The organism is Methanococcoides orientis (genome assembly GCF_021184045.1).
Taxonomy (GTDB): Archaea; Halobacteriota; Methanosarcinia; order Methanosarcinales; family Methanosarcinaceae; genus Methanococcoides; species Methanococcoides orientis.
Map to the genome: position 1 here is coordinate 2108887 of NZ_CP073710.1, position 22949 is coordinate 2131835.

23 protein-coding genes, 1 tRNA gene and 2 rRNA genes are annotated in these 22949 nt (G+C 44.5%); 15 read left to right on the forward strand and 11 right to left on the reverse strand.

Translation table 11 applies throughout. The features are described from left to right. Positions 1–51: 51 nt before the first annotated feature. The 6 genes from rrf (J7W08_RS10215) to J7W08_RS10240 all read left to right on the forward strand — a co-directional run bounded on the left by rrf (J7W08_RS10215) (position 52) and on the right by J7W08_RS10240 (position 3279). Positions 52–173, forward strand: a 5S ribosomal RNA gene (rrf, locus tag J7W08_RS10215). Positions 174–367: 194 nt separating this feature from the next. Next, positions 368–439: transfer RNA gene (locus J7W08_RS10220), tRNA-Cys, on the forward strand. A gap of 128 nt (positions 440–567) precedes the next feature. Then, positions 568–689: ribosomal RNA gene (rrf, locus tag J7W08_RS10225) — 5S ribosomal RNA — on the forward strand. A gap of 177 nt (positions 690–866) precedes the next feature. After that, positions 867–1241 carry a hypothetical protein gene (locus J7W08_RS10230; RefSeq protein WP_233084357.1) on the forward strand — a complete coding sequence of 125 codons (375 nt, stop codon included), beginning with the start codon at positions 867–869 and terminating at the stop codon, positions 1239–1241. Further along, a complete protein-coding gene (locus J7W08_RS10235; protein WP_233084358.1) occupies positions 1228–1803 on the forward strand; it encodes a UbiA prenyltransferase family protein in 576 nt (191 codons plus the stop codon). The genes J7W08_RS10230 and J7W08_RS10235 overlap by 14 nt, the downstream gene beginning before the upstream one ends. Before the next feature lie 48 nt (positions 1804–1851). Beyond that, positions 1852–3279 carry a dihydrolipoyl dehydrogenase gene (locus J7W08_RS10240; RefSeq protein ID WP_233084359.1) on the forward strand — a complete coding sequence of 476 codons (1428 nt, stop codon included), beginning with the start codon at positions 1852–1854 and terminating at the stop codon, positions 3277–3279. 12 nt (positions 3280–3291) lie between these two features. Here J7W08_RS10240 and J7W08_RS10245 read toward each other — a convergent pair whose 3' ends face one another. From J7W08_RS10245 to J7W08_RS10265, 5 genes are all read right to left on the reverse strand, one after another. Further along, complete coding sequence (locus tag J7W08_RS10245) at positions 3292–4668, reverse strand: sodium-dependent transporter (RefSeq protein ID WP_233084360.1); 1377 nt, start codon at positions 4666–4668, stop codon at positions 3292–3294. Positions 4669–4799: 131 nt separating this feature from the next. Continuing rightward, positions 4800–5150 (reverse strand): nascent polypeptide-associated complex protein, encoded by a 351-nt coding sequence (locus tag J7W08_RS10250; protein WP_048193377.1) that lies wholly within the window; start codon positions 5148–5150, stop codon positions 4800–4802. 59 nt (positions 5151–5209) lie between these two features. Continuing rightward, entirely contained in the window at positions 5210–5533 is a 324-nt protein-coding gene (locus J7W08_RS10255) for a HesB/IscA family protein (RefSeq protein ID WP_233084361.1), read from the reverse strand. A gap of 103 nt (positions 5534–5636) precedes the next feature. Next, positions 5637–6857, reverse strand: a complete 1221-nt coding sequence (locus tag J7W08_RS10260; protein WP_233084362.1) for a hypothetical protein — start codon at positions 6855–6857, stop codon at positions 5637–5639. Positions 6858–6908: 51 nt separating this feature from the next. Continuing rightward, positions 6909–7673: an RAD55 family ATPase gene (locus J7W08_RS10265; RefSeq protein WP_233084363.1), complete on the reverse strand. Its 765-nt coding sequence runs from the start codon at positions 7671–7673 to the stop codon at positions 6909–6911. A 124-nt stretch (positions 7674–7797) separates the two neighbouring features. On the opposite strand from J7W08_RS10265, the gene hisI reads away from it, so the two are divergent. Further along, positions 7798–8163 carry a phosphoribosyl-AMP cyclohydrolase gene (gene hisI, locus J7W08_RS10270; protein ID WP_233084364.1) on the forward strand — a complete coding sequence of 122 codons (366 nt, stop codon included), beginning with the start codon at positions 7798–7800 and terminating at the stop codon, positions 8161–8163. A 126-nt stretch (positions 8164–8289) separates the two neighbouring features. After that, positions 8290–10146 (forward strand): PINc/VapC family ATPase, encoded by a 1857-nt coding sequence (locus J7W08_RS10275; RefSeq protein ID WP_233084365.1) that lies wholly within the window; start codon positions 8290–8292, stop codon positions 10144–10146. A gap of 59 nt (positions 10147–10205) precedes the next feature. Here the strand turns inward: J7W08_RS10275 and J7W08_RS10280 are convergent, their stop codons facing one another. Beyond that, positions 10206–10499 (reverse strand): PDGLE domain-containing protein, encoded by a 294-nt coding sequence (locus J7W08_RS10280; protein WP_233084366.1) that lies wholly within the window; start codon positions 10497–10499, stop codon positions 10206–10208. A gap of 11 nt (positions 10500–10510) precedes the next feature. Next, the gene (gene cbiM, locus J7W08_RS10285) at positions 10511–11167 is read right to left on the reverse strand and encodes a cobalt transporter CbiM (RefSeq protein ID WP_233084367.1); all 657 of its coding nucleotides are present in this window, start codon (positions 11165–11167) and stop codon (positions 10511–10513) included. A 285-nt stretch (positions 11168–11452) separates the two neighbouring features. On the opposite strand from cbiM, the gene J7W08_RS10290 reads away from it, so the two are divergent. The 4 genes from J7W08_RS10290 to J7W08_RS10305 all read left to right on the forward strand — a co-directional run bounded on the left by J7W08_RS10290 (position 11453) and on the right by J7W08_RS10305 (position 15083). Beyond that, complete coding sequence (locus J7W08_RS10290) at positions 11453–12331, forward strand: energy-coupling factor ABC transporter ATP-binding protein (protein WP_233084368.1); 879 nt, start codon at positions 11453–11455, stop codon at positions 12329–12331. A gap of 5 nt (positions 12332–12336) precedes the next feature. Beyond that, the gene (gene cbiQ / locus J7W08_RS10295; RefSeq protein WP_233084369.1) at positions 12337–13149 is read left to right on the forward strand and encodes a cobalt ECF transporter T component CbiQ; all 813 of its coding nucleotides are present in this window, start codon (positions 12337–12339) and stop codon (positions 13147–13149) included. 90 nt (positions 13150–13239) lie between these two features. After that, positions 13240–14535: a UDP-glucose dehydrogenase family protein gene (locus J7W08_RS10300; RefSeq protein ID WP_233084370.1), complete on the forward strand. Its 1296-nt coding sequence runs from the start codon at positions 13240–13242 to the stop codon at positions 14533–14535. A gap of 5 nt (positions 14536–14540) precedes the next feature. Further along, a complete protein-coding gene (locus J7W08_RS10305; RefSeq protein WP_233084371.1) occupies positions 14541–15083 on the forward strand; it encodes a hypothetical protein in 543 nt (180 codons plus the stop codon). Positions 15084–15150: 67 nt separating this feature from the next. Here J7W08_RS10305 and J7W08_RS10310 read toward each other — a convergent pair whose 3' ends face one another. Both J7W08_RS10310 and J7W08_RS10315 read right to left on the reverse strand, forming a co-directional pair. Beyond that, entirely contained in the window at positions 15151–15597 is a 447-nt protein-coding gene (locus J7W08_RS10310) for a hypothetical protein (RefSeq protein ID WP_233084372.1), read from the reverse strand. A gap of 23 nt (positions 15598–15620) precedes the next feature. Then, positions 15621–16103, reverse strand: a complete 483-nt coding sequence (locus J7W08_RS10315) for a carboxypeptidase regulatory-like domain-containing protein (RefSeq protein ID WP_233084373.1) — start codon at positions 16101–16103, stop codon at positions 15621–15623. A 537-nt stretch (positions 16104–16640) separates the two neighbouring features. Here J7W08_RS10315 and hisH point away from each other — a divergent pair. Beyond that, a complete protein-coding gene (hisH, locus tag J7W08_RS10320; RefSeq protein WP_233084374.1) occupies positions 16641–17249 on the forward strand; it encodes an imidazole glycerol phosphate synthase subunit HisH in 609 nt (202 codons plus the stop codon). A gap of 17 nt (positions 17250–17266) precedes the next feature. Continuing rightward, positions 17267–18589: an AIR synthase-related protein gene (locus tag J7W08_RS10325; RefSeq protein ID WP_233084375.1), complete on the forward strand. Its 1323-nt coding sequence runs from the start codon at positions 17267–17269 to the stop codon at positions 18587–18589. Positions 18590–18619: 30 nt separating this feature from the next. Here the strand turns inward: J7W08_RS10325 and J7W08_RS10330 are convergent, their stop codons facing one another. Together J7W08_RS10330 and J7W08_RS10335 are read right to left on the reverse strand one after the other, a co-directional pair. Next, a complete protein-coding gene (locus J7W08_RS10330) occupies positions 18620–19924 on the reverse strand; it encodes an NfeD family protein (RefSeq protein ID WP_233084376.1) in 1305 nt (434 codons plus the stop codon). Between the two features lie 20 nt (positions 19925–19944). Continuing rightward, positions 19945–20703 (reverse strand): slipin family protein, encoded by a 759-nt coding sequence (locus J7W08_RS10335; protein ID WP_233084377.1) that lies wholly within the window; start codon positions 20701–20703, stop codon positions 19945–19947. 113 nt (positions 20704–20816) lie between these two features. Between J7W08_RS10335 and J7W08_RS10340 the strand changes: the two genes are divergently transcribed. Next, positions 20817–22940 carry a DHH family phosphoesterase gene (locus J7W08_RS10340; RefSeq protein WP_233084378.1) on the forward strand — a complete coding sequence of 708 codons (2124 nt, stop codon included), beginning with the start codon at positions 20817–20819 and terminating at the stop codon, positions 22938–22940. Positions 22941–22949: the final 9 nt, after the last annotated feature.

Below are 22949 nucleotides of genomic sequence, written 5' to 3' on the forward strand. Positions count from 1 at the left end.
AAATCTGATATGTAATATAATAACATGATCATTTCCAGTATTAGAGATGAGTATGGCGGCCATAGCGGCAGGGCAACTCCTGTTCCCATTCCGAACACAGAAGATAAGCCTGCCCACGTTGCTTACTGTACTGAGGTACGAGAGTCCTCGGGAAATCTGCGTCGCTGCTATGCTCACTCTTTACCTTAACTTTTCTTCAATCTGCTACAACTCATGAGTTGTAACTTTATCTTTTTCTAGTATCCAACAGTCCTTGAGCTTTGCTTAAAGTTAGTACTGAGCTGGTGGCTGATCATCAGACTTGTGCCTTCATTGTCGCAATGTAAAGGCTTATATGTCTGTATTACCTACTAGGATTCGTTCAAATGCCAAGGTGGCGGAGCGGCTACGCAATCGCCTGCAGAGCGATTCCATTCCGGTTCGAATCCGGACCTTGGCTTTCATCCGTTAAAAAAGTAAAGTCTGATTCAGCATCTTGACCTCTTGAGCAAAGCTCAAAGGTCGCGCGCTGCAGAAGCGCTGATCTGGATTTGGACTTTGGCTTTCATCCATTAATAAGAGTCAGAGTACGGCGGCCATAGCGGCAGGGCCACTCCTGTTCCCATTCCGAACACAGAAGATAAGCCTGCCCACGTTGCTTACTGTACTGAGGTACGAGAGTCCTCGGGAAATCTGCGTCGCTGCTGTGCTCACTCTATTACCCTTTTTCTTTAACTGATCTTAACTCACTAGCTTTGGGTTTGTTGTTCTGATATGTTCTTATTCATGATCACAATTTTGCAGATTCGAATTCCTATGCACATATGAAATAATGTTATATCCGATTGAGTCCTAAGTTCTTAATGTTAGGGATATCGGGGGTTTCTATGAGTAAAGTTTCAATAGTTTTCGTATACAATGCAGACAGTGGTCTAGTCAATGAAATGAAAGATTATGTTCATAAAATTGTATCACCATCGAGTTACGGATGTAATCTCTGTGCTATCACCTATGGTAATGCAGGCATGAAAAGTGAATGGAGGTCCTTTGTGGATGATCTTCCCATCCCTGTGTTTTTTCTGCACAAGGATGAGTTTGATAAAAAATACAATTATCCGGGAGCTTCATTCCCCTGTGCCTATCTTGAGAAGGACAACAGGCTCAATCTGCTGATCACATCTGATGAAATGAATGATTGCAGCGATCTTGAAGATCTAAAAGCGCTTGTCAATGACAAACTGAAGTTCATTGCAGGAAATTGATCTCATTGTTTCTTTTACTGAAAAACTTCAGGCATTCTTAGTTTTGACAAGTTTTGGAAACTCCTTCTTTGGCATGTTCTCCGTTATCCTTTCAGGCATCCTCTCAATGGAATTTTTTGAAAATGGAACTGAATATGCGACAGCAGCAGCGGTCTCTATCTTAATGGCATTTCTGGTAGGCATCGCTTTTGAGATCATGGCAGATATCTCTGATATGGAAGGAGATATGCAACACCGTGTACAGACAGTAGCATGGAGTGTCTCTCCACGTTTTGCAGCCATAATCTCTTCTCTGATCTTTTCAGTTGTCTTTATATTTGATCCTCTTCCCTATGTGAACCTGCATCCTAATCTTGTTCATGACAAACTATTCTTATTGTTGATACTGCCGGTAGCAGTTGTTTATTTCTTAATTAATTATTTAATTAATTTCCAGGTCTTTGATATGCGACCAGTCAAAGAACAATGTATTGAAATTGAGGTCAAGAACGATAGTACTGATGCAAATAGGTCCAATGGTCTACCTGATAGGATTCCTTATCTGAAAAAGCATCATATATAATAATGAAACAGGCATAATATCTCTTATACGTAATTTTGGGGTGTGCAAATGAAAGAATATGATCTTATAGTGGTAGGCAGCGGTTCAGGGATGAACTATGTTGGTTTGATGATGCAAGAGAACCCGGGGATGAAAGTAGCGGTCATCGACAAGGACAATCCCGGAGGAATCTGTCTTACAAGGGGTTGTATCCCATCCAAGATGCTTCTCTATCCTGCAGAACTTGTAAGGGAAATTGGAAGATCTCAGGAATTTGGAATTGATGCTGAGATCAAAAGCATAGATTTCAATTTTATTATGGAAAAGATGCGTTCTTCCATAGGAAAGGATATTGAGATGATCCACAGCGGGCTTTCATCCAGTCCAAATATGGATTACTACCAGGACACTGTAGAATTCATTGAACCATATGTGCTTAAAGTTGGGGACGGGACGATCACTTCAAAGATGATCTACCTGAGCATAGGTTCAAGACCTATGATCCCATCGGTCAAAGGTCTGGAAGATGTTGGTTATCTTACAAGTGACACAGTTCTGGAGCTAACGTCATTACCGGAAAGTCTTGCAATCATAGGAGGCGGTTACATAGCTGCCGAATACGGTCATTTCTTCTCTTCCATGGGCTCTGATGTAACCATAATAGGTCGCAGTCCCAGAATTATTGCTCAGGAAGAACCCGAGATAAGTGAACTTGCAAGAAGGAAAATGGAAGGTCACATTTCTATAATCACCAATCACGAAGTTGCTGAAGTTCAGGCGTCAGGCAACCGGAAGAAGATCATTGCAAAGGACAGGCAGACCGGCGAACAGGTCGAGATATTAGCCGATGAGATCCTTGTAGCCACCGGTAGAAGTCCGAATACTGATATCCTCCATCCTGAAAAAGGAAATATTGAGACTGATGATAGTGGATGGATAAAGGTAAACGATCATATGGAAACAAGTTGCTCAAATGTCTGGGCCTTTGGAGATGCCAATGGTAAATATCTGTTCAAGCATGTTGGCAATTATGAGTCTACGGTCGCCTACCAGAACTCCGTTCTAAATGGTGATGTGGAAGTTGATTACCATGCAGTGCCGCATGCCATCTTTTCCTATCCTGAGATCGCCGGGGTCGGAATGGGGGAAGCAGAGGCTGTTGAAAACTATGGCAAAGATAACATCTCCATCGGTTTCCAGAGGTTCGAAGATACCGGAAAAGGAGTTGCTATGGCCCTTGAGGATTACTTTGTCAAGGTTATACTGGATAACTCCACTAACATTCTGCTTGGTGCTCATATCATAGGACCACAGGCATCTGTTCTCATCCATCAGGTGATAACTCTTATGAACACTCCTGGCGCAAATGTAGGTCCTATTGTTCATGGAATGGATATCCATCCATCCCTGAGCGAGGTTGTAAAACGTGCATTTTATTCAAGGATGCCCGTTGAGGAATATCATTCAGTATTGAACTCCCTTGAACTTGAATACTGACCTCTTTTCTCTTTATGATAATGTTCCTATCCATCCTCTGACAAGTATAAAAATTATGATAAGCGGAAGGACGTATTTTATATATGTTCTTGTCTGCTTTGGGAACTTCAACCCCTTTCCGGAATCTGTCTCCCGAATGAAATTGTTCCATCCCCATCCGAAACTATAACTGCAGAACAGTACCAGCGTAAGTGCACCTAATGGAAGGATATTGTTGGTAAATATGAAATCTTCCAGATCTAGGATCGATGTACCTTCACCAAAAGGCTGATACCAGCTCAATGGTCCGAATCCAAGGCAACATGGTATGGATAAAACGAATATCGCAATTCCGCTTATAATTGATGCCTTTTTTCTTTTCCATCCCCATTCATCCATTGAGAAAGCTATTACATTCTCCGAGATACCCATTACAGTTGACATTGAAGCAAAGGCAAGGAACAAGAAGAAGAGAGTTCCCCACAAAATGCCTGCAGGCATTTGATTGAAAACGTTCGGCAATGTTACAAAGAGGAGCCCGGGACCTGAACCTACATCAACCCCGAAAGCAGAACATGCCGGAAATATCATAAGTCCTGCCATGAGTGCTATGGATGTATCCAGGAATGTGATCCTTAGGGATTCGCCTGTAAGTGAATGATCTCTGTTGATATAGCTCCCGAAGATTGTCATCCCACCGACCCCTACGCTCAAAGTAAAGAATGCCTGGGTCATGGCTGCATAGATAGCCTTCCAGCTTAAGACCGAAAAATCCGGTTCAAGATAAAAGCTGATCCCTTCAGCAGCACCGGGAAGGGTCACAGAACGAAGTACAAGCACTACCAGAATAAAGAATAGTCCTGACATCATGAACTTGCCAGCCCTTTCAACCCCTCTTTGTAGCCCTGCTGAACATATAAGGATCCCAAGACCCACTACCAATGCCATCCACGTTATCATTTCCATGGTCCTTCCCATGAACAGGTCAAAGAAAAGCCCTATTTCCGAGGGTTCGAGGTAAATAAAACTACCTTTGACCATGTAATAGAAATATGCAAATCCCCATCCTGCAACGGTAGTGTAGAACATAAGCAGGATAACATTTCCTATGATGGCGATATATCCGAAAAGGTGCCATCTTTTCCCTTCTGGTTGGAGCTTACGCAAGGATCCTGCGATATTCTGCCTTCCAGCTCTTCCGGTGGCAAATTCCATTATCAATATAGGCAATCCGAGGATTAGGAGAAATGCAAGATAGACGATAACAAAGGCAGCACCTCCGTATTTTCCTGCAATGAAAGGGAAACGCCAGATGTTTCCAAGACCTATGGCACATCCCGCAGAAACAAGCAAGAACCCGATCCTTGTAGCTAATTGCTCACGGCTGGTATCCGGTATATCGTCTTTCATCTTTATCCCTTTTCATATGAATGTCAACGGGATAACTATACGCGATGCAATGTATAAATATAAATCTATAAAATCTCTAAATAATGTCTCGTCTGGAAAAATAATAAAAAAAGCAGGAACCCGTTATGGGTTCATGAGGAAAGAGCAAGAATAGCTTCTGCAAGATCACCGTTAGCATCTTTGAGAGCGCCAAGCGCAGCTTCTTCGCTTGCACCGGTCTGCTCTGCCACAAGTCTTACATCATCTTCAGGGATAACGACCTCACGTGGCATATCCACAGGGGTACCTGTTACCTGATAGGTATCAACTCCCTGTGCATTCATTATGCTGACACTTGCATCGTTAAATACTATATCCTTGTCTGCGGTTCTTATGATGACCTGTTCCACATCTTCTATCTCATCGATGTTAATGCCCATCTGTTTCATCATCTGTTTGACCTTTTTCGGGTTCATGCCCCGTCCGCCCATGCCTGGAATCATTTGATCACCTTTTAGTTATTACCGCGTAGGATGGTATTACTCAATTAAATATCTTGTTCTTAATGGCAACTGCCACCGCAGCTACTGCATCCGCTTGCTGCTGCTGGGTTGTCGATGATGAAGCCTTTGCCACCTTCTGTGTCAATGTAATCGATGGTTGCTTTGTCCAGCTGTTCGCTGATATCTGAGCCCATAACGACCTTGATCTCTTTGCTTTCGACTGTGATATCTTCATCACTGGTCTCGTTGTCGAGTGCCATTCCATACTGGATACCGCTGCATCCCATACCTGCAACAAATATTCTCAATGCATGGTCCTGTTTGTCCTCAGCCTCAAGCAATGCTTTCAATTCGGTTGCAGCAACGTCTGTAATTTCGATCATTCTTTGTCACTCCATTGTTTGGTAACTTTCTAAAGCCAATAAATGCGTTGGTCTCTATATACAGTTTTCGTATATATATGTTCGGTTAGTTACGAACGTTCATTCACATGAACTCAACATCATCATCTACAGGATTGGTCAGTATTTCCTGTGTATATGCGTTGATTTCCACTGAGTTCCTTGCACCTTTTACTTCCCATATAGGCACATAGACAAGGTCGATCTTGAACCTGATATCATCCATTGATGGTTTGAACATCTTGTGTTCGGATATCATTGCCTCTCCAACGACATTGTTGAAACGCACATCCTTTGTGTATTCTTCGATAATGTTCGATATTAGCGTGCTTTCCGCTTCCTTCTGGTCGATCATCTTGCTCTTGATCTCATAGTTATCATCAGGAAGTGTCACACGGTCATTTACCTGGTGCAGTTCTAACTCTTCCTTATTGCCGTTGAGAGCATTAAGACAACCCTGTCCCTGCCCGGAAATATCAATGACCTTGTTCTTGAACCTGTGTTCTGCTTTGACAGCATAGGCATAATTCCAGAAAGGTACGAACTTGAGAACAACATCCTCAGGGATCCCTATCTCGGACTTTGCCATTGCTGCAGCCCTTTCCTTTTCCAATTTTATAGGCGCAGTGTGAAGGTCAAGTGTTGATGGAACTGGTTGTGGAACTGGGGTTGGAGCTTCCCATAATGACTGCTGATGCTCTGGTGCGGTTGTCACAGGTGCTTCCATATATGTTCGCTTAGTTTCCTGATACCTTTCAACTGTGTCTGCCTGCTGCATTTCAGGTGAAGTTGCCCAGATGTTGAAACCATCCTGTTCTTCCTGTGTGGGCATCTGCGGAGCAGATGGCGTGAAAGGCTCTACTGAAGGACTTGATATCTCGGAGCTTATTTCAAAGCTTCCTGAGAATCCAGTGGATCTGGATGCAAGCTGATCTGCTATCATAGCATTACTGTCTACATCGTAAGCCACAAGTTGTAGGTCGGTAGCATTGCCTTCAAGGTCGGCGATGACAGCTTTTCCTATCTGGAGGGAGAGTTCGTCCCGGTCCCATGTGATAAGTCCCACATGTGTTGCATAATCGTAGAGCTCTGGCTCCATTTTCTGCATGGTGACATATAGTCCTACTCCGTCCCTGATCTGATCTGCAAAGTTTTTGATCTGTGCAGGATCTGGCTGACTGGTAAGTAAAATATAGGTTCGGTGGTCGTTTTTCTCTACGATCAGGTCCACAGTGTCAGATTCTGAAACACTGTGTCCGGAAGTTGTGAATATGTTTGTCAGGAGTTCAGCAAGTTTTTCTTTCATTCTCATCAACCATTTTGTTATTCAAATCTGAATGTCTTCGCTACAAGAAGATCAGAGAACTCTGGTCGTAGTTTCCAGTTCAATGCCTTTTTGAGTTATATTATATGATATGGTCTTGTCTGGAGGTATCATTCCTCTCATCTTACGTATCAATATAGTTCTCTCTATCTCGCTTCCACGTTCTCTCATGCGGAATTCAATAACCCCGTCACAAATGCTCTTGAGTGCATTTTCCACTTGTGGTTCATGTGTACCGCCGGTCATAAGGATGAGTTGTACAGCATTAGTGAACTTTCCGATAGAGGAGATAAATTCGATAGCTTCCGTAACAGATTTCATATCGTAGGATCTCAGGAAATATGATATGGAATCGATAACCCCTCTGTACTGGCCTTGTCTCTCTTTAGAGGTGGCAGACTTAAGTTGGTTCATTGTATCAGTGTTCTGTTTCAGGAAATCCTTGGCAGAGAGGTTGCATGTAACACTTTTGGGCAGAATATTGCAGAACCTTAAGGTATAGGCATCAACGAAGTCCATTTTTCCGTCTTCGACATATTGCTCAACATCCCATCCGAAGGTCCTCATATCCTCAATTATTTCCTGAACCGGATGTTCAGCAGAGAAATAGTAAACTTCTTCATTGTTCGTCAGACCACCATATACGAACTGTTGTGCAAATAGCTCTGAACTTGCACCGGGTTCTGCAAGTATCAATATAGTTGTTCCCGGAGGGACTCCTCCTCCAAGTTGAACGTCAAGTCCTAGCAAGCCAGTCGGTACCCTGTATCCCCCTCTTCCATCGAAACTATAATCCATTCTTTCACCTTGATATCATATGCAAAAAAATATGCTAATGAAGTTTCTATACACCATATTGTTATCATTACATATTGATTCCTCTTAGTTTTTATAGTTATAGTATATTCATTAACTGATTAATATGATAGAGCTTGACAATCTCAAATATGATGACAATGGGCTTATCGCAGCCATTGCACAGGACAATGAAACTGGTGAAGTTCTCATGTTTGCCTACATGAACGAGGAGGCTCTCAAACTTACCATTGAGACTGGCATTGCTCACTACTGGAGTCGTAGCAGGCAAGAACTGTGGAAAAAAGGAGAAAGTTCCGGGCACATGCAGACAGTACACGAGATGCTGATAGATTGCGATATGGACGCCATCGTAATGAAGATCGAACAGGAAGGGGGCGCATGCCACACAGGGTATCGTTCATGCTTCTACCGAAATATCGAGGGTAATATCGTTGGTGAGAAGGTCTTCGATCCCGATGAGGTCTATTGATATTTCTAAGAACAATACTTCGAGGAACTATCTTTGTTCTCTTTTCTTTCCCTTTTCTTTCCCTTTTCTGATCATCTCTTTTTTTCCGTCAGTTATATTAAATAGTTTTGAACGATAGTTCTGTTTATGGAAAACAATGAGATAACAAGGATAGTTCCTGATACAAGTGTAATTATTGATGGTCTTGTATCCGAAATGATCCTTGAAGGGGACTATGAGGGGGCTGAAATATTCATTCCCGAGGCCATGGTGGCAGAACTGGAATCCCAGGCAAACCGTGGTCTTGAGATTGGTAATAAAGGTCTGGATGAGCTGAAAAAACTGCAAGAATTGGCAACAGAGGGTCTTATCGATATATCTTTTACAGGTGAGCGGCCGACCATAGAAGAGAGAAAGTATGCTAAAGAGGGTGCAGTGGATGCCATAATCCGGTCATGTGCTGAAGAGCTGGAAGCTACTTTTGTGACAGGGGACAGGGTTCAGTACGACGTTGCAGTGGCAAAGGGGATGGAAGTGGAATACCTTCCTCCGAAAAAAGCCGAGTTCATTACCCTGCATATTGAGGATTTCTTCACTGATGATACAATGTCTGTGCATCTGAAGAACAAGGTCATTCCAATGGGCAAACGTGGTTCCATCAGGAATGTGGAATTTGTAGAAATAAGGGATACCCCATCCACTTCAGGTGAGTTGAAAGAGATCACCCGTGAGCTTCTTGAAAGAGCAAGGGCTGACCCCGAATCCTTCATTGAAATGTCTCTAAACGGTGCTACCGTATTGCAGATACGCGATATGCGAATAGCTATCTCAAACCCTCCATTTTCAGATGATGTAGAGATCACGGCAGTACGTCCTGTGGCCTCGGTAAAGCTGGATGAGTACCGTCTGGGTGATAAGCTCAAGGAGAGGATACTTGGACAGCGTGGAATTCTGGTATCAGGTCCTCCAGGAGCGGGTAAATCCACATTTGGAGCAGGAGTTGCCACTTTCCTGCATGAACACAATTATGTTGTAAAGACAATGGAATCCCCAAGGGACCTACAGGTTCCCAGGGAGATCACACAATATGCTCCTCTTGAAGGAAGCATGGAAAAGACCGCAGATGTGCTGTTGCTTGTAAGGCCTGATTACACTATCTATGATGAAGTGCGAAAGACCCGTGATTTCGAGATATTTGCTGACATGAGGCTTGCAGGTGTCGGCATGATCGGTGTTGTGCATGCCAACCGTGCGATCGATGCTGTGCAGAGGCTCATCGGTAGGGTGGAACTTGGTGTTATTCCACAGGTCGTTGATACTGTCATCTTTATTGACAAAGGAGAGGTCGCCCAGGTCCAGACCCTTGAGTTCACCGTAAAGGTACCATCCGGAATGATGGAAGCTGATCTTGCAAGACCGGTAATTGTTGTTTCTGATTTTGAGACCTCAAAACCTGAATTTGAGATATATACCTTCGGTGAGCAGATCGTTGTCATGCCAGTATCAACTTCAACAGAAAGCAGGAAACCTGTCTGGTCTCTTGCGGAAGGCGAGATCAAGGACGTTGTCCAGCGTTATACCAGTGGTCCTGTTGAAGTGGAGATGACCTCCGACACAAATGCTGTTGTAAAGGTTTTCGAGAAGGAGATCTCAAAGGTGATCGGTAAAAGTGGTGCAGTGGTCGATGAGATCGAGAGGATCGTAGGTGTCCACATTGATGTGCGTGAACTTAAAGAGCAAGGTCGCAAGGGCAAGGGTGCGGATAAGAACAGATTCTCCGGAAGTTCCTATCGTCCTACTGTCGAGCACACAAAGAAGCATGTGATCCTGAACGTTCCTGAAATAGCTTCACAGGATGTCGAGATATATGCAGGTGAAAGTTACCTTTTCACTGCAACAGTTGGTCGCCATGGCGATGTCAAGGTCAGGAGTAATTCTGCAATTGCTCACAGCATAATGGATGCTGTGGATGATGGGGAACCGATCCTTGTGAAGATCCTGTGATTTACAAAAAAGTTAGGGGAGGAAATATTTCCTCCTTTAAATACCTGTTTTCTAATTTTTTAGTTAGATCTGTTTGATTTCAGCACTTTTGCAAGCCCAAAGCTTATGACAAGGATCCCAATGGTGCCTGCTGAAATAGCAAGGATCTCACCGAGTTTGCCCTTTCCTTCAATTGAATAGTCCGGCATAGGGGATTCGATTGCAGGGTCTGCTTCTTCAAGTTCAGCAAATCTTTCTTCATCGATCACACTTTCTGCAGCACTTTCCAGACCATCAGGATCTGAAGATGCAAGGTATGGTGCAAGTACTGATATCAGGAGTGCTATTGCCAGTCCTGCGTACAATAATTTCATGTTCTGGCTCGTCACAATAATGCCTCCTTTGAATCTTCTGTGATCTTGCTGTCCACAAGATCAGGACGTGCTTTCGCGATCGCTGCGATTGCAATTGCAGTGATAAGTCCTTCTCCGATGATGCCTATTACAAAGTGGAATGTTCCCATTGCCACCAGCCCTGGTACGAGTGGGAATGTACCTGCGATGCTCATCTCGATCGCTGTTGCGATAGAGGATATGAAAAGGCCTAACCATGCACCGAAGAATGCTGATACCTTAATGTCAATGTTTTTGCTTCTCAATGCAACGAATGAGTAGTAACCTACAAAACCTGAGATAACTCCCATGTTCAGGATGTTGGCACCCATTACAGTAATTCCACCGTCAGCGAACACGATACCCTGAACCAGCAGTACAAGTGTCAGTACAAGTACTCCGGCAAAAGGGCTTCCAAAGATTATTGCTACAAGTGCAGCTCCGACCATATGGCCACTGGTGCCCATTCCAATAGGTATGTTGAGCGCCTGAATTGCAAATATTCCTGCAGATAATGCTGCAAGTATTGGTATCTTCATATCATCCATATCTTTTCGTGCCCATCTGAAGGACATAAAGATAAACGGAAGGGCTATTGCCCAGTAAACAAGTGCCTGGGATAGCGGCATAAACGAATCTGGTATATGCATTATATTTTCCTCCTTCTTATGAATATCTATAATTTTGTATTATTTAGTATTACGTAATTACAAATTGGTATTACTAAAAAAACTGCAATAATATATATAAGTTTAACGGGATTCAAAAGGTCAATGTTTCTGTAAATCAGCTTTCAGACCTCAAAAGCTTGAAGCTTTTCGTAATGATGTCAATAAACAGAGTGTGAAAATTGTGGCATAATTTATTAATAATAATATATCTTCTTCCTGTTACTTAGCACCGGTAATGCATGATAAGTAGCAGATGAGATCAACATGGCTCGTGAAAACCCTATTATCGAATTGAAGAACCTTTCTTACAAATATTCCAGTAGCGATTCAAAGGCACTTGAGAACATTGATCTGATCATCAATGCAGGTGAGAAGATAGCTATTCTTGGAGCGAATGGTGCAGGCAAGTCAACACTTTTCAAACATCTTAATGGCATACTGTCACCTTCTTCCGGTGAGGTTGCTATCAAGGGAGATACGATATCTAAGAAGACCATCCGTAAAGCACGGCAAACGGTCGGTATCGTCTTTCAGAATCCCGATGATCAGGTATTCTCTCCTACTGTGGAGGAAGATGTGGCCTTTGGTCCGATGAACATGGGCCTGCCGGAAGATGAGGTTGAAGAGAGGATAAGGACCTCACTTGAACTTGTGAATCTGAAAGGGTTTGAAAAACGTGCCCCTCATCATCTAAGTGGTGGCCAGAAAAAGCTTGTCGCTATTGCAGGAGTGCTTGCTATGCGCCCTGAGGTCGTAGTTCTCGATGAACCTACAGCAGGACTTGATCCAATAAACGCTGCTCAGGTAATGGATATAATTGACAGGATGAACAGGGATCTCAATATGACCGTTGTTCTTTCAACACATGATGTTGACATCATTCCGGCATTTGCTGACAGGATATGTATCCTCGATCATGGGAAGATACTGGCAACAGGTACTCCAAAGGAAATATTCAGGGATCACGATCTGATACAGAAAGCCCATCTGCGTATGCCGAGGATCGCAGAGGTATTTGAGCTTTTGCAGAAAGAGGGCATTGATGCCCAGATCCAGATCGCTCCGACAGATGCAAGGGATGAGATCATCCGTGTACTTGATCAGGGCAGAATACAGAACAAAACGCAGACCACACCGGAGTAAGCCTCATGGGTATAGGATTGACTGAGATCGAAAGGGAATCCTATAAGGACAGCCCTGTTCACAGGCTGGATGGCCGCATCAAGATAATAGCCTTTATCAGCATCGTCTTTTATGTAGCAGCTCTCCCAAGGCTGGATGATTCGAACTTCATCAAGTTGCTTTTTCTTGAGAGCTATCTGGTCCTATTGATGATCATCGGGAACTTGAACCTCTTTTACGTAATGGCAAGGATCCTCGCAGTAATTCCATTTGGTTTAGGACTTGCTATTTTCCAGCCTTTTATCAGGCAGCCTTTCATCGAAACGTTCACAGTTTACCCGATGTCATTTCCCTTTGGTCTGACCATGACCTACGAAGGTCTGGATTTTGGCCTGACCCTTATGGCAAGGTTCATTGTATGTGTGACTTCTGTTATTGTATTATCATCTACAATGAAAATGAACGATCTCGTAGTTTCTGCAAGGAGGCTGGGTGTCCCCAGGGAGTTCACTCTTCTTCTTACAATGATGGTAAGGTATCTCTTTGTGTTCTGGAGCGTTCTCAAAAGGATACGAGTGGCACAAAGATCCCGCCTGTTCGATGTATGGAACAAGGATGTCCCCAGAAAGTGGATCCTGGAGCAGATAGGCAACACTATAAGTTCGCTTTTCGTGCAGTCCTATGAACAGGGTGAAAGAACATATGTTGGAATGCTCTGCAGGGGATATGGGAACGATCACAATAATCTTTATTTCCACAGATCAAAACTTCAGGCAAAGGATGCGATTTTCGGTATTTTTACCGTTGGATTGATCTTAGCAGTTCATGCGTTTCTATGAATGAAGGGCCATGGAAAAAGCCTGCTATGGATACAAAACCATTATTATAATATACATCCTTTACAACTTTATTAAACAGGAGTGATTTTTATGAAGGTATCTATTATTGGATCAGGTTATGTTGGTTCAGTTACAGCTGCGTGTTTTGCAGAACTTGGACACGAGGTCATCTGCATCGATATTGACGAAAAGAAGGTTCAAATGATCAATGACGGATTTCCTCCGATCTGGGAGGAAGGCCTTGGGGAGTTGATGAAAAAACATGCGGAGAAGAACCTCATAGCAACATCTGATTATGATTATGCTATACAGAATACGGATGTCTCATTTATCTGTGTGGGTACTCCCTCCAATGAGCATGGTAATATCGACCTGTCCATTGTAGGTGCTGCCTGCAAGAGCCTTGGAATGGCAATGGCGAAAAAGGATGGTTTCCACATTGTGGTCGTCAAAAGCACAGTGGTCCCACAAACTACCGAGGATATCGTTCTTCGCTTACTTGAGGAGCATTCAGGCAAGGTTGCAGGCAAGGACTTCGGTGTTGCCATGAACCCTGAGTTCCTGAGGGAAGGCAAGGCTGTTTATGATTTCATGCATCCCGATAAGATCGTTGTTGGTAGTATTGATGAAAGGACAGGAGCTCTTGTTGCGGAGCTATATCGCGATCTGGATTGCGAGGTCACAAAAACAACTCCAAGTACTGCTGAGATGATCAAGTATGTGAACAATTCCTTCCTTGCCACAAAGATATCATTCTCCAATGAGGTCGGCAATATCTGCAAGCGTCTGGGGATAGATACGTATGAGGTAATGAATGCTGTAGGTGCGGATTTCCGTATTTCCGAGTATTTCCTGAACTCAGGTGCCGGCTTTGGTGGTTCCTGCTTCCCAAAGGATGTGCGTGCACTCATTGGTAAAGCAAAGGAAATCGATTATTATCCATCTCTTCTTGAATCCGTTATTGAAGTGAACGAGTTGCAGCCGATGCAGATGATAGAGCTTCTTGAAAAACATGCAGGCGATGTAAAAGGTAAAAAAGTGGCTGTCTTGGGCCTGGCCTTCAAGAACGAAACGGATGATATACGTGAATCACGTTCCATACCTGTTATAAGAAAACTTCTGGAGCTTGGAGCCGATGTGACCGCATATGATCCGATGGCAACGGACAATATGAAGGCATTGATCGAAAATATAAGGTACTGTGATAGTGCTGCAGAGGCACTAAAAAGTGCAGTTGCATGCCTGATCATGACCGAATGGGGTGAGTTCAGGGAACTCGATTCCGAATTTGCTGGCATGAAGAACAAGTTAGTGATCGATGGAAGGAAGATGATCGATCCTGAAAAGCTCGAAGAGGATATTGTTTACGAAGGACTTTGTTGGTGAGTTCTATGAGTGGGGGTACTTCAAAAGAGGACGTCCGTGGGAGGATAGAGTCCTTTGACCAGAGTGTCAGGAGCCTTGAGAAGCGGCTTCGTGCGGTTGAAAGACGTTTGTCGGTAGAAGTTCCTGCTGAGGATGTTGCAGGTACTGTATTTGAGACACAGCAACCGCCGGTTTCCGGGGATGTCCGATCTGCAATTGAGAGCATTGACAAGTTAAAAGTGGAAGTTGAAGAGCTACGGTCACTGGTGGAAGGTTCACTTCGAGTGGACATTGATAAGCTGTCCGACAAGCTTGAATCATCACTTGCATCGCAGGATGAGAAACTCATGCGCATCGAGGATCGCAACAGGATAACCATCGGCTCTATCAAGATGCCTGTGGAGCTTTCAGGTATCATGGGGGCGGCACTCCTACTTCTTACAGGAGGGCTGATCTTTGCAGGCAGGTGGGATATTCTCAGGTCCCCTTACTTTTCACTGGGTCTGGGATTAGCACTCGCTGTTGCCGTTCTCGTCAAGTTCTATGTGGTCAACAGGAAAGCTGATTGACCGCTTTTCTGCTTTCTTGATCGATCGATAGATAGATCAGCTAATTTATCGGGTACTCAAGCACTTTTCATCCACGGGTAACTTTCACGAAGTGTTCGTCATTATTTTCAAGATAGCCATCAGCCATTGTCTTGATGGTTATGTAACCCTCGCGTTTCCCGATCGGAAGCGAGATGTTCATAAGTTGCATCTGTACCTGGCCTGAGCTATCGGTCAGACCACCGGCAGCAACAGTTCCGGAAGGATCTCTCAGTACAACATTACATCCACCAATGGGCTCTCCGTCAAAATTGGAAACGGTGATCTCAAGAATGCCTGTGTTTCCGCTCTCTCCTGACAGCGTTATGCTCGTTACATTAGAAGTTGCATACATGGGTCTTGGTGCAGTGGGTGCGTTGACTATGGCTGATACGATCACTGCAAAGCCGATCATCCCAATTATCGTCAGGACCACCATGCGTATTGGCAGGCCTATGGCTGCCCTTTCATCCTGAATTATGTTCTTATCTGGCATATTTTTAAAAAAGGAATGTGAGGTCATTTTGTCTTGATGACCATCACTGCATCTTTCTTCTCGTAATCGTAGAAACCATCGGCTGCAATTGTAAGGTCCATTGTACCTTCGTTCTGGTTAGCACCCATTTCTACCTGTGCAGCGGTTGTAATTAGTGTGGTCTCACCGTTGATGTCAGTGGTATTGCTTGCCACGCCACCAAGACCTCGCAAGACTGCGTTGGCATTACGGACCGGATTTCCGTCAGGGTCCGTGGCCGTGATCTTGACTATGATGGTCAGCGGGTTCTGTGCGGTTACTGCATCCACTACAATTGTGTTTCCTGCACCCGGGATAGTTCCCTGAAGGCCTGCTTCATCGATGTTCACAGCCATATTCTTTGTGGGTGGCGGGATAATTGCTATCAGTGCTGCAAGTGCGACCATTCCGACGACAAGCATAACTACAATATTGATGGGTAGCTCTATCGCTCTTTCATCATTAAAGATTCTTCTCGCGTTTTTCATTATATCACCTATTGTACCTGTGCCTTTTCAGGAGGTGATGCAAAGGTGAAAATGAGATATAAATATCTCGATTTTTTATAATTGTCTTAATAATTATATGGGGTACATTGTATCATTTGATCTCTATGCCTCGTCAGATCACTTCAATACTAAAATAAAAAACGTTTTATAATGTTTAACCCTATCATATGTTATGGTAATGGTTTATAAATACGAAGAGGATATGATCGAGATATCCACTGATCGCGAAACAATTATCGTCACTTCGGAGGAGGCCCGGGAGTTAGCAAGGCAATTGGAACGTTATCTATAATTGATTCTCACCAATAATTTTAGGAAAATGTATTTTCAAAGTGCTCTCCAAGTAATCAATATTTCTAGGGATTTATGTCTGGTATTCAATCTTTAACATTAGTCGATGCTTTAAAAGTAAAACTAATATTGCATATCGTGATTCTTTTGGAATCCCATCAATAATTATATCATATCTTCCAACATCGCGTTAGATTGATGTACCAAAACCGTACTGTACTTCCCATGAAAAAGATAGTGATAATTGATTATGGGCTTGGCAACCTCCGCAGTGTCCAGAAAGGTCTGGAACATGCAGGTGCGGAAGTGACCATATCAAAGGACCCTGCAGATCTCGAAAGTGCAGATGGTGTCATCCTTCCGGGCGTCGGGGCTTTTTCCGATGCGATGAAGAACATCGTTCCTTTCCTTGATGGCATACACAGTTACGTGGCTTCTGGAAAGCCGATCCTTGGTATTTGCTTAGGGCAGCAGATGCTCATGAGCCATTCAGAAGAAGGCGGGCTCAATGATGGGCTTGATCTTGTTCCCGGCAAGGTTCTCCGCTTCCCACACAGCGAACTGAAGGTCCCACACATGGGCTGGAACGCTCTTTCCATCGAGCAGGACCATCCTTTCTATGAGGGAATAGAAGATGGTGCATTCGTTTATTTTGTACATTCATATTATGTGGATACTGATGCTACCCACACTCTCGCTTCATGTGATTATGGTGTGAAGTTCGCAGCATCAGTTGTTAATTCCACAGGCAACGTTATCGGAACACAGTTCCATCCTGAAAAAAGTGGTGATATCGGCCTGAAGATGCTTGAGAATTTTGTAGGTATGTGCTGATACTCCGGAGTGATCTAATGGATATAGAAGGCTATGCAAGAAAAGGACTTCGAAAGAATGATCCTGAACTTGAGGACAAACTGACAGAACGTATACTTGAGATAAAGGACACAACCCCTGAACACGCCAGGTCACTTGCAAAAGCAGCTATTGTAGAGGCAAAGGCCACACTTAATGTCGAAGGCGATGTGCTGACATCAACTGTCTCCGGTGTGAGCATGGGTGAATTTGGTGTAGGTTCCCGTGGACTGGGGGATTTCTACGCACATGAGAAGCTCGCAGAGGTCATTGGAAAGACCAGTGCAGCGGTTGATACATCCCATCTTGACGATTCAGGTGCTATCCTGAACGAGACCGGGAATGGGTATATAATTATTACAATTGATGGGATACACTCTCGTCTTAGCGATTTTCCTTTCCTTGCAGGTTTCCACGTGGCCCGTGCATCCCTGCGTGATGTGTACGTGATGGGTTCCCGTCCTGTGGCGCTCCTGTCCGACATCCACGTTGCCGATGATGGCGATGTTGCCAAGATCTTTGACCACATTGCGGGAATTACAACGGTGTCCGAACTTACAGGCATCCCTCTTGTAACGGGAAGCACTCTCCGTATCGGCGGCGATATGGATATCGGTGAGCGTATGACCGGTGGTGTTGGTGCAGTTGGTACGGCCACAGACCTTACAGCCCGCATTCAGACACAGGTTGGAGATGTTATTCTTATGAGCGAGGGTGCAGGCGGTGGGACAGTTTCCACTGCAGCGCTTTATTACGAGATGCATGATGTGGTTGATGAGACCATCAACATCAAATTCCTCGAAGCATGCGAGGCCCTGATCGCATCCGGTCTGACAAAGCATGTGCATGCAATGACAGATGTGACCAACGGTGGTATCCGTGGGGATGCAAAAGAGATCTCACGAACTGCAGGTGTCAAGCTTGTCTTCGATGAGTCGAAGATGCGTCCGCTTGTCAATCCGAAAGTTCTCGATATGTTGGAAAAGCTGGAGATCGACTACCTTGGCGTATCACTTGATGCATTGCTCGTTATCGCTCCAAGGGAATATGCAGACGATATTATGAAGACTGTCAGGGACGCAGGCGTTGAGATCGACATCATCGGAGAAGTTGTCGAAGGCAGCGGTGCAGAGATAAACATTGATGGAAAAATGTGTGATTTCACCCCGCGCTTCAGGGAATCAGCTTACACCCCTATCAAAAAGATGATCGGAGATACAGAGCCAAGGGACTTTGAAGAGATGAAGCTTGCAGTGGATAATGCTGCAAATGAAGCCATTGATAAGAAAAGAAAAGTTATAGAAATGATAAAAGGGAAGTAATTTTTCACTTCCCTCAAACACTTCCTTTTATCACTCACTCTTTTTCACAAAGAGGAGCGGTCCTTTTTTGTCGGTGATCATTACAGTATCACCTTCTTCCAGGTCGTCTTCTGATCTTGCTTTCCAGTATTCACCCTTGTATCTTACAAATCCTTCCGAGTCGGCATCGAACTTATCGATGGCTTCGGCAAGGTCCCCTGTTGGCTCTTCACCGATAACCGGTTTTCGATGTCTGACCTCCAGCACTTTGTAAAATACGAACACGAACAGCAATCCCATTACTATCGTAGGTGTAACGATCGCAATGATCATTGTCTGCTGAACGTCTGCAGGTGTATACCAGCGCGGGAAATCTGTGGGTACCAGGAAAATACTTCCTGCTATCAAACATATCAGTCCCGATATTCCGAATATACCAACTCCCGGCGCCTGCAATTCGAGAACGAATAGTATCACCCCCAGGATTATCAGGAATATTGCTGCGATATTCACATCAAAACCTGTTCCTATAAGTCCCAGCGAGATAGCTACGACACCAAAGATCTCAGCTCCTGCTCCAGGGTTTGAAATTCCGATAACGATACCGTATATTCCAAGCATTATCAGTAGTGATGATATCACAGGATCTGAGATTATATTCATAAAGCTCAGCCTGAGGTTTGGAACATATGTATCAATGGTAGCACCGCTGGTGTTCAGCTCCTTACCCTTTATTGTCTCCCCATCCACCTGTTCAAGTAGGTCTTCAACATCTGTGGCAACATATTCGATGACTCCTGTTTCCAGTGCTTCCTCGGCATTGAGGTTGAGGTTCTCGGTAATGAACTTCTCAGCCGCGGTCTCATTACGTCCGTGCTGATTTGCCTTCTCTTTTGCAAGTGCCACAAGGGCGTTCACTATCTTGTCATCTTCCACAGGTTCGACCCCTCCTGTGGAAACAGTGACCGGCTGTGCAGAACCAATGACCGTAAAGGGTGCCATTGCAGCAACATCAGTTCCAAGAAGGATCAGTGTTCCTGCAGACCACGCTTTTGTTCCGCCGGGGTAAACATAGCCTATCACCGGGATCTCTGACTGGTCTATGGCTTCAATGATCCTTAGGGTTTCATCGACCCCGCCTCCAGGGGTGTTGAGGGTTATAACAAGTGCTTCATATCCTTCCTGTTCTGCTACCAAAAGTGCATCAACTACAAGGTCATCAGATACCGGTGTGATCGAATCGGATAGTTCCAGTACTAGAACTTTATCTTCTGCGGAAGCACAGGCAGGGCTCAGCAATAATAATATCAATGCTAAAAATAAAAAAGGAATAAGAGGTGATGGCTTTTTCAACATTTTATCACCTTCTTAAGGTTTTATTTCTTACCGAATGCGGTGGAAAGTGCAGCGATCTCTCCGATCTCCGTTGAACTTGTTACTACTATGAGGTTCTTTTCACGTGCAACTTCGGCAATGGTCTGCAGTTCCCTTAGTTTGAGAGCTACAGGTATGTCCTGGTAGAGCTGTGCAGCATCTTTCATCTTTTGTGCAGCCATGAACTCACCCTCCGCAAGAATTATGCGTGAACGCTTTTCCCTTTCGGCTTCTGCCTGCTTTGCAATTGCACGAAGCATGGTATCATCGATGCTCACATCTCTCAGAGTGACTCCCGTGACCTTGATTCCCCATGGGTCTGTGGAAATATCGAGCAACTCCTGTATGTCCTTATTGATGGTCTCACGTTCTGATAGGAGCTGGTCAAGTTCAATCTGCCCGATAACATCCCTGAGGGTTGTCTGGGAAAGCATGGATGTTGCGAACTTGAAGTTCTCGACCTCTGTGATTGCAGCATCAGGTTTGAGGACCTTATAGTAAATAACAGCATCAACAGCCACAGTAACATTATCTTTTGTGATGACTGCCTGTTTTGGAACGTCAATAGTTACAACTCGCAGATCAACCTTCATCACTGTATCGATGATAGGGATGATAAGGAAAAGTCCTGGTCCCTTTACTCCGCTAAGTCGTCCCAATCTAAAAATAACGACTCGCTCGTATTCTTTGACCATTTTGAGCGCTTGAGTTAAGATGATAACTCCAATTACAAGTATAGGTATTATGTATTCTTCTATCATGGTAACCTCCCCCAATTTATATGGAAGAAGTTATCATAAAAAACTATTGCTTGTGGCAGTCTTCGTATAAGCAAAGACATTAAATCTAACATAAACAATTAAGACTTGATACAATGAGAGAAGAGTGTACTGAATGTGGAGGAAAAGGATATGAAGTTCTCTCCACTGAGAAATGTCCTGAATGTAAAGGCGCGGGAAAATCAAAGTCTGTTAACCTCATGAGCCTTTCACAAAAGGACGTGAACAGTTTTTTGAAAGATGGTTCAGTTTGCCCGAAATGCGGTGGAAGCGGGGAAATTGAAGTAAGAAAAACATGCACGGCATGCAATGGCAAAGGTGCCTTCTATAAATGTGATATATGTGGAAAATCCATTGATGGTCCTATCAATGGAAAGGAAGCTTGCAGTACCTGTGGTAAGGTGGATATCGTTCATGTGCTGGACAATTCCTGCAATCAGGATGAGCTTGAAGTCGGGAAGATGTACCGTGCTACTGTGAACAACCTTGCGAACTTCGGTGTTTTCGTAGATCTGAATTCCAACCTTCGCGGTCTGATACACTCGAGCAATCTTAGTACTCCTCTTGAGGCAGGAGCTACTGTTGTCGTTGAAGTTAAGGAAGTTCGTCGTGATGGCAAGATGGACCTGATCCCAAGGCAGGTCAAGGATTTCAACATCGTGGAAGTTGAAAAGGAAATACCTATCAGGAAGTCTATAGAGCTCGATAAGTTCATTGGTAAACTTATCAAGGTAGAGGGTGAGGTCATACAGGTCAAACAGACTGGTGGCCCTACTATATTTACAATATCTGATGAGGAAGGTCTCATTTCCTGTGCCGCCTTTGAGCGAGCAGGAGAGCGTGCCTATCCGGAGATCGATGCCGATATGATAATAACCGGTACAGGGGAAGTAACATCCCGTGCTGACAGGCTTCAGGTAGAGGTCAAGAGCATGAAACGTCTCACCGGTGCAAAGGAGGAAGCTGTCAAAAAGCGGATCGATGAAGTGCTTGACAAAAGAGCGGAACCTTCAGAGATCGAATTCCTTGTAGAAAGCGAGATACTTGAAAAGCTCAGGCCTGCAATGCGCCAGGTGACCAAGGAGATCAAGAAGGCTATAATGAGGTCAAAACCTATCCTTCTTCGCCATCATGCTGATGCCGACGGAATGACCGCAGCAGTAGCCATCGAGAGGGCTATCCTTCCGATGATCAGGGAGATAAACGGACCTGATGCAGAATATCATTATTACAAGCGTGCACCATCCAAAGCACCATTCTACGAAATGCCGGATGTTACCAAGGATATATCCTATGCACTCGAAGATGCTGCCAGACATGGGCAGAAACTTCCACTGGTTGTCATGGTGGACAATGGTTCCACAGAAGAGGATGTACCAGCCATGAGGCAGGCACAGGTCTATGGCATAGACATGGTTGTCGTAGATCACCATCATCCGGATGAGATCGTTGACCAGTACCTTCTCGGTCATGTGAACCCTGCACACGTTGGCGGGGATTTCGGAATGACCGCGGGAATGCTTGCAACAGAAGTTGCACGTATGATCAATCCTGATGTGACGGATGAGATCAAGCACCTGCCTGCAATTGCTGCGACAGGGGACCGCTCCGAAGCAGGTGAAGCAGAGGCTTATAAGCAACTGGTTGCTGATAAATATTCTCAGAAAGACCTCAAGGACATTGCACTGGCACTTGACTTTGAAGCATACTGGCTCAAATTCAGTAGTGGAAAAGGCATTGTGGATGACCTCATGGATCTTGGTGATAAGACCAGGCATAAGAAGATCGTGAACTTGCTCTGTGAACAGGCAAATACCATGATCGATGAGCAGTTGACCGCATGCATGCCTAACGTCAAATCCCAGGACCTGCCAAACGGTGCAGTCCTAAACGTCCTGGATGTTGAGAACTATGCACATAAGTTCACTTTCCCTGCACCAGGCAAGACCTCAGGTGAAGTGCATGACCGCATGTGCCAGAAACTTGAAGGACGTCCGGTCATCACTATCGGATACGGCCCTGATTTTGCTGTGATCCGCTCAAAAGGTGTTCTTATGAACATCCCACAGATGGTACGCGAGCTTCATGAGGAGATCGTGGGTGCCGGTGTTAACGGTGGCGGACACCTTGTGGTTGGAAGTATCAAGTTCGTAGAAGGGATGCGTTCTGAGGTGCTTTCCAAACTGGTGGAAAAGATCGGTTCTGTGGGAGTGGAGTGAAACCTCTCC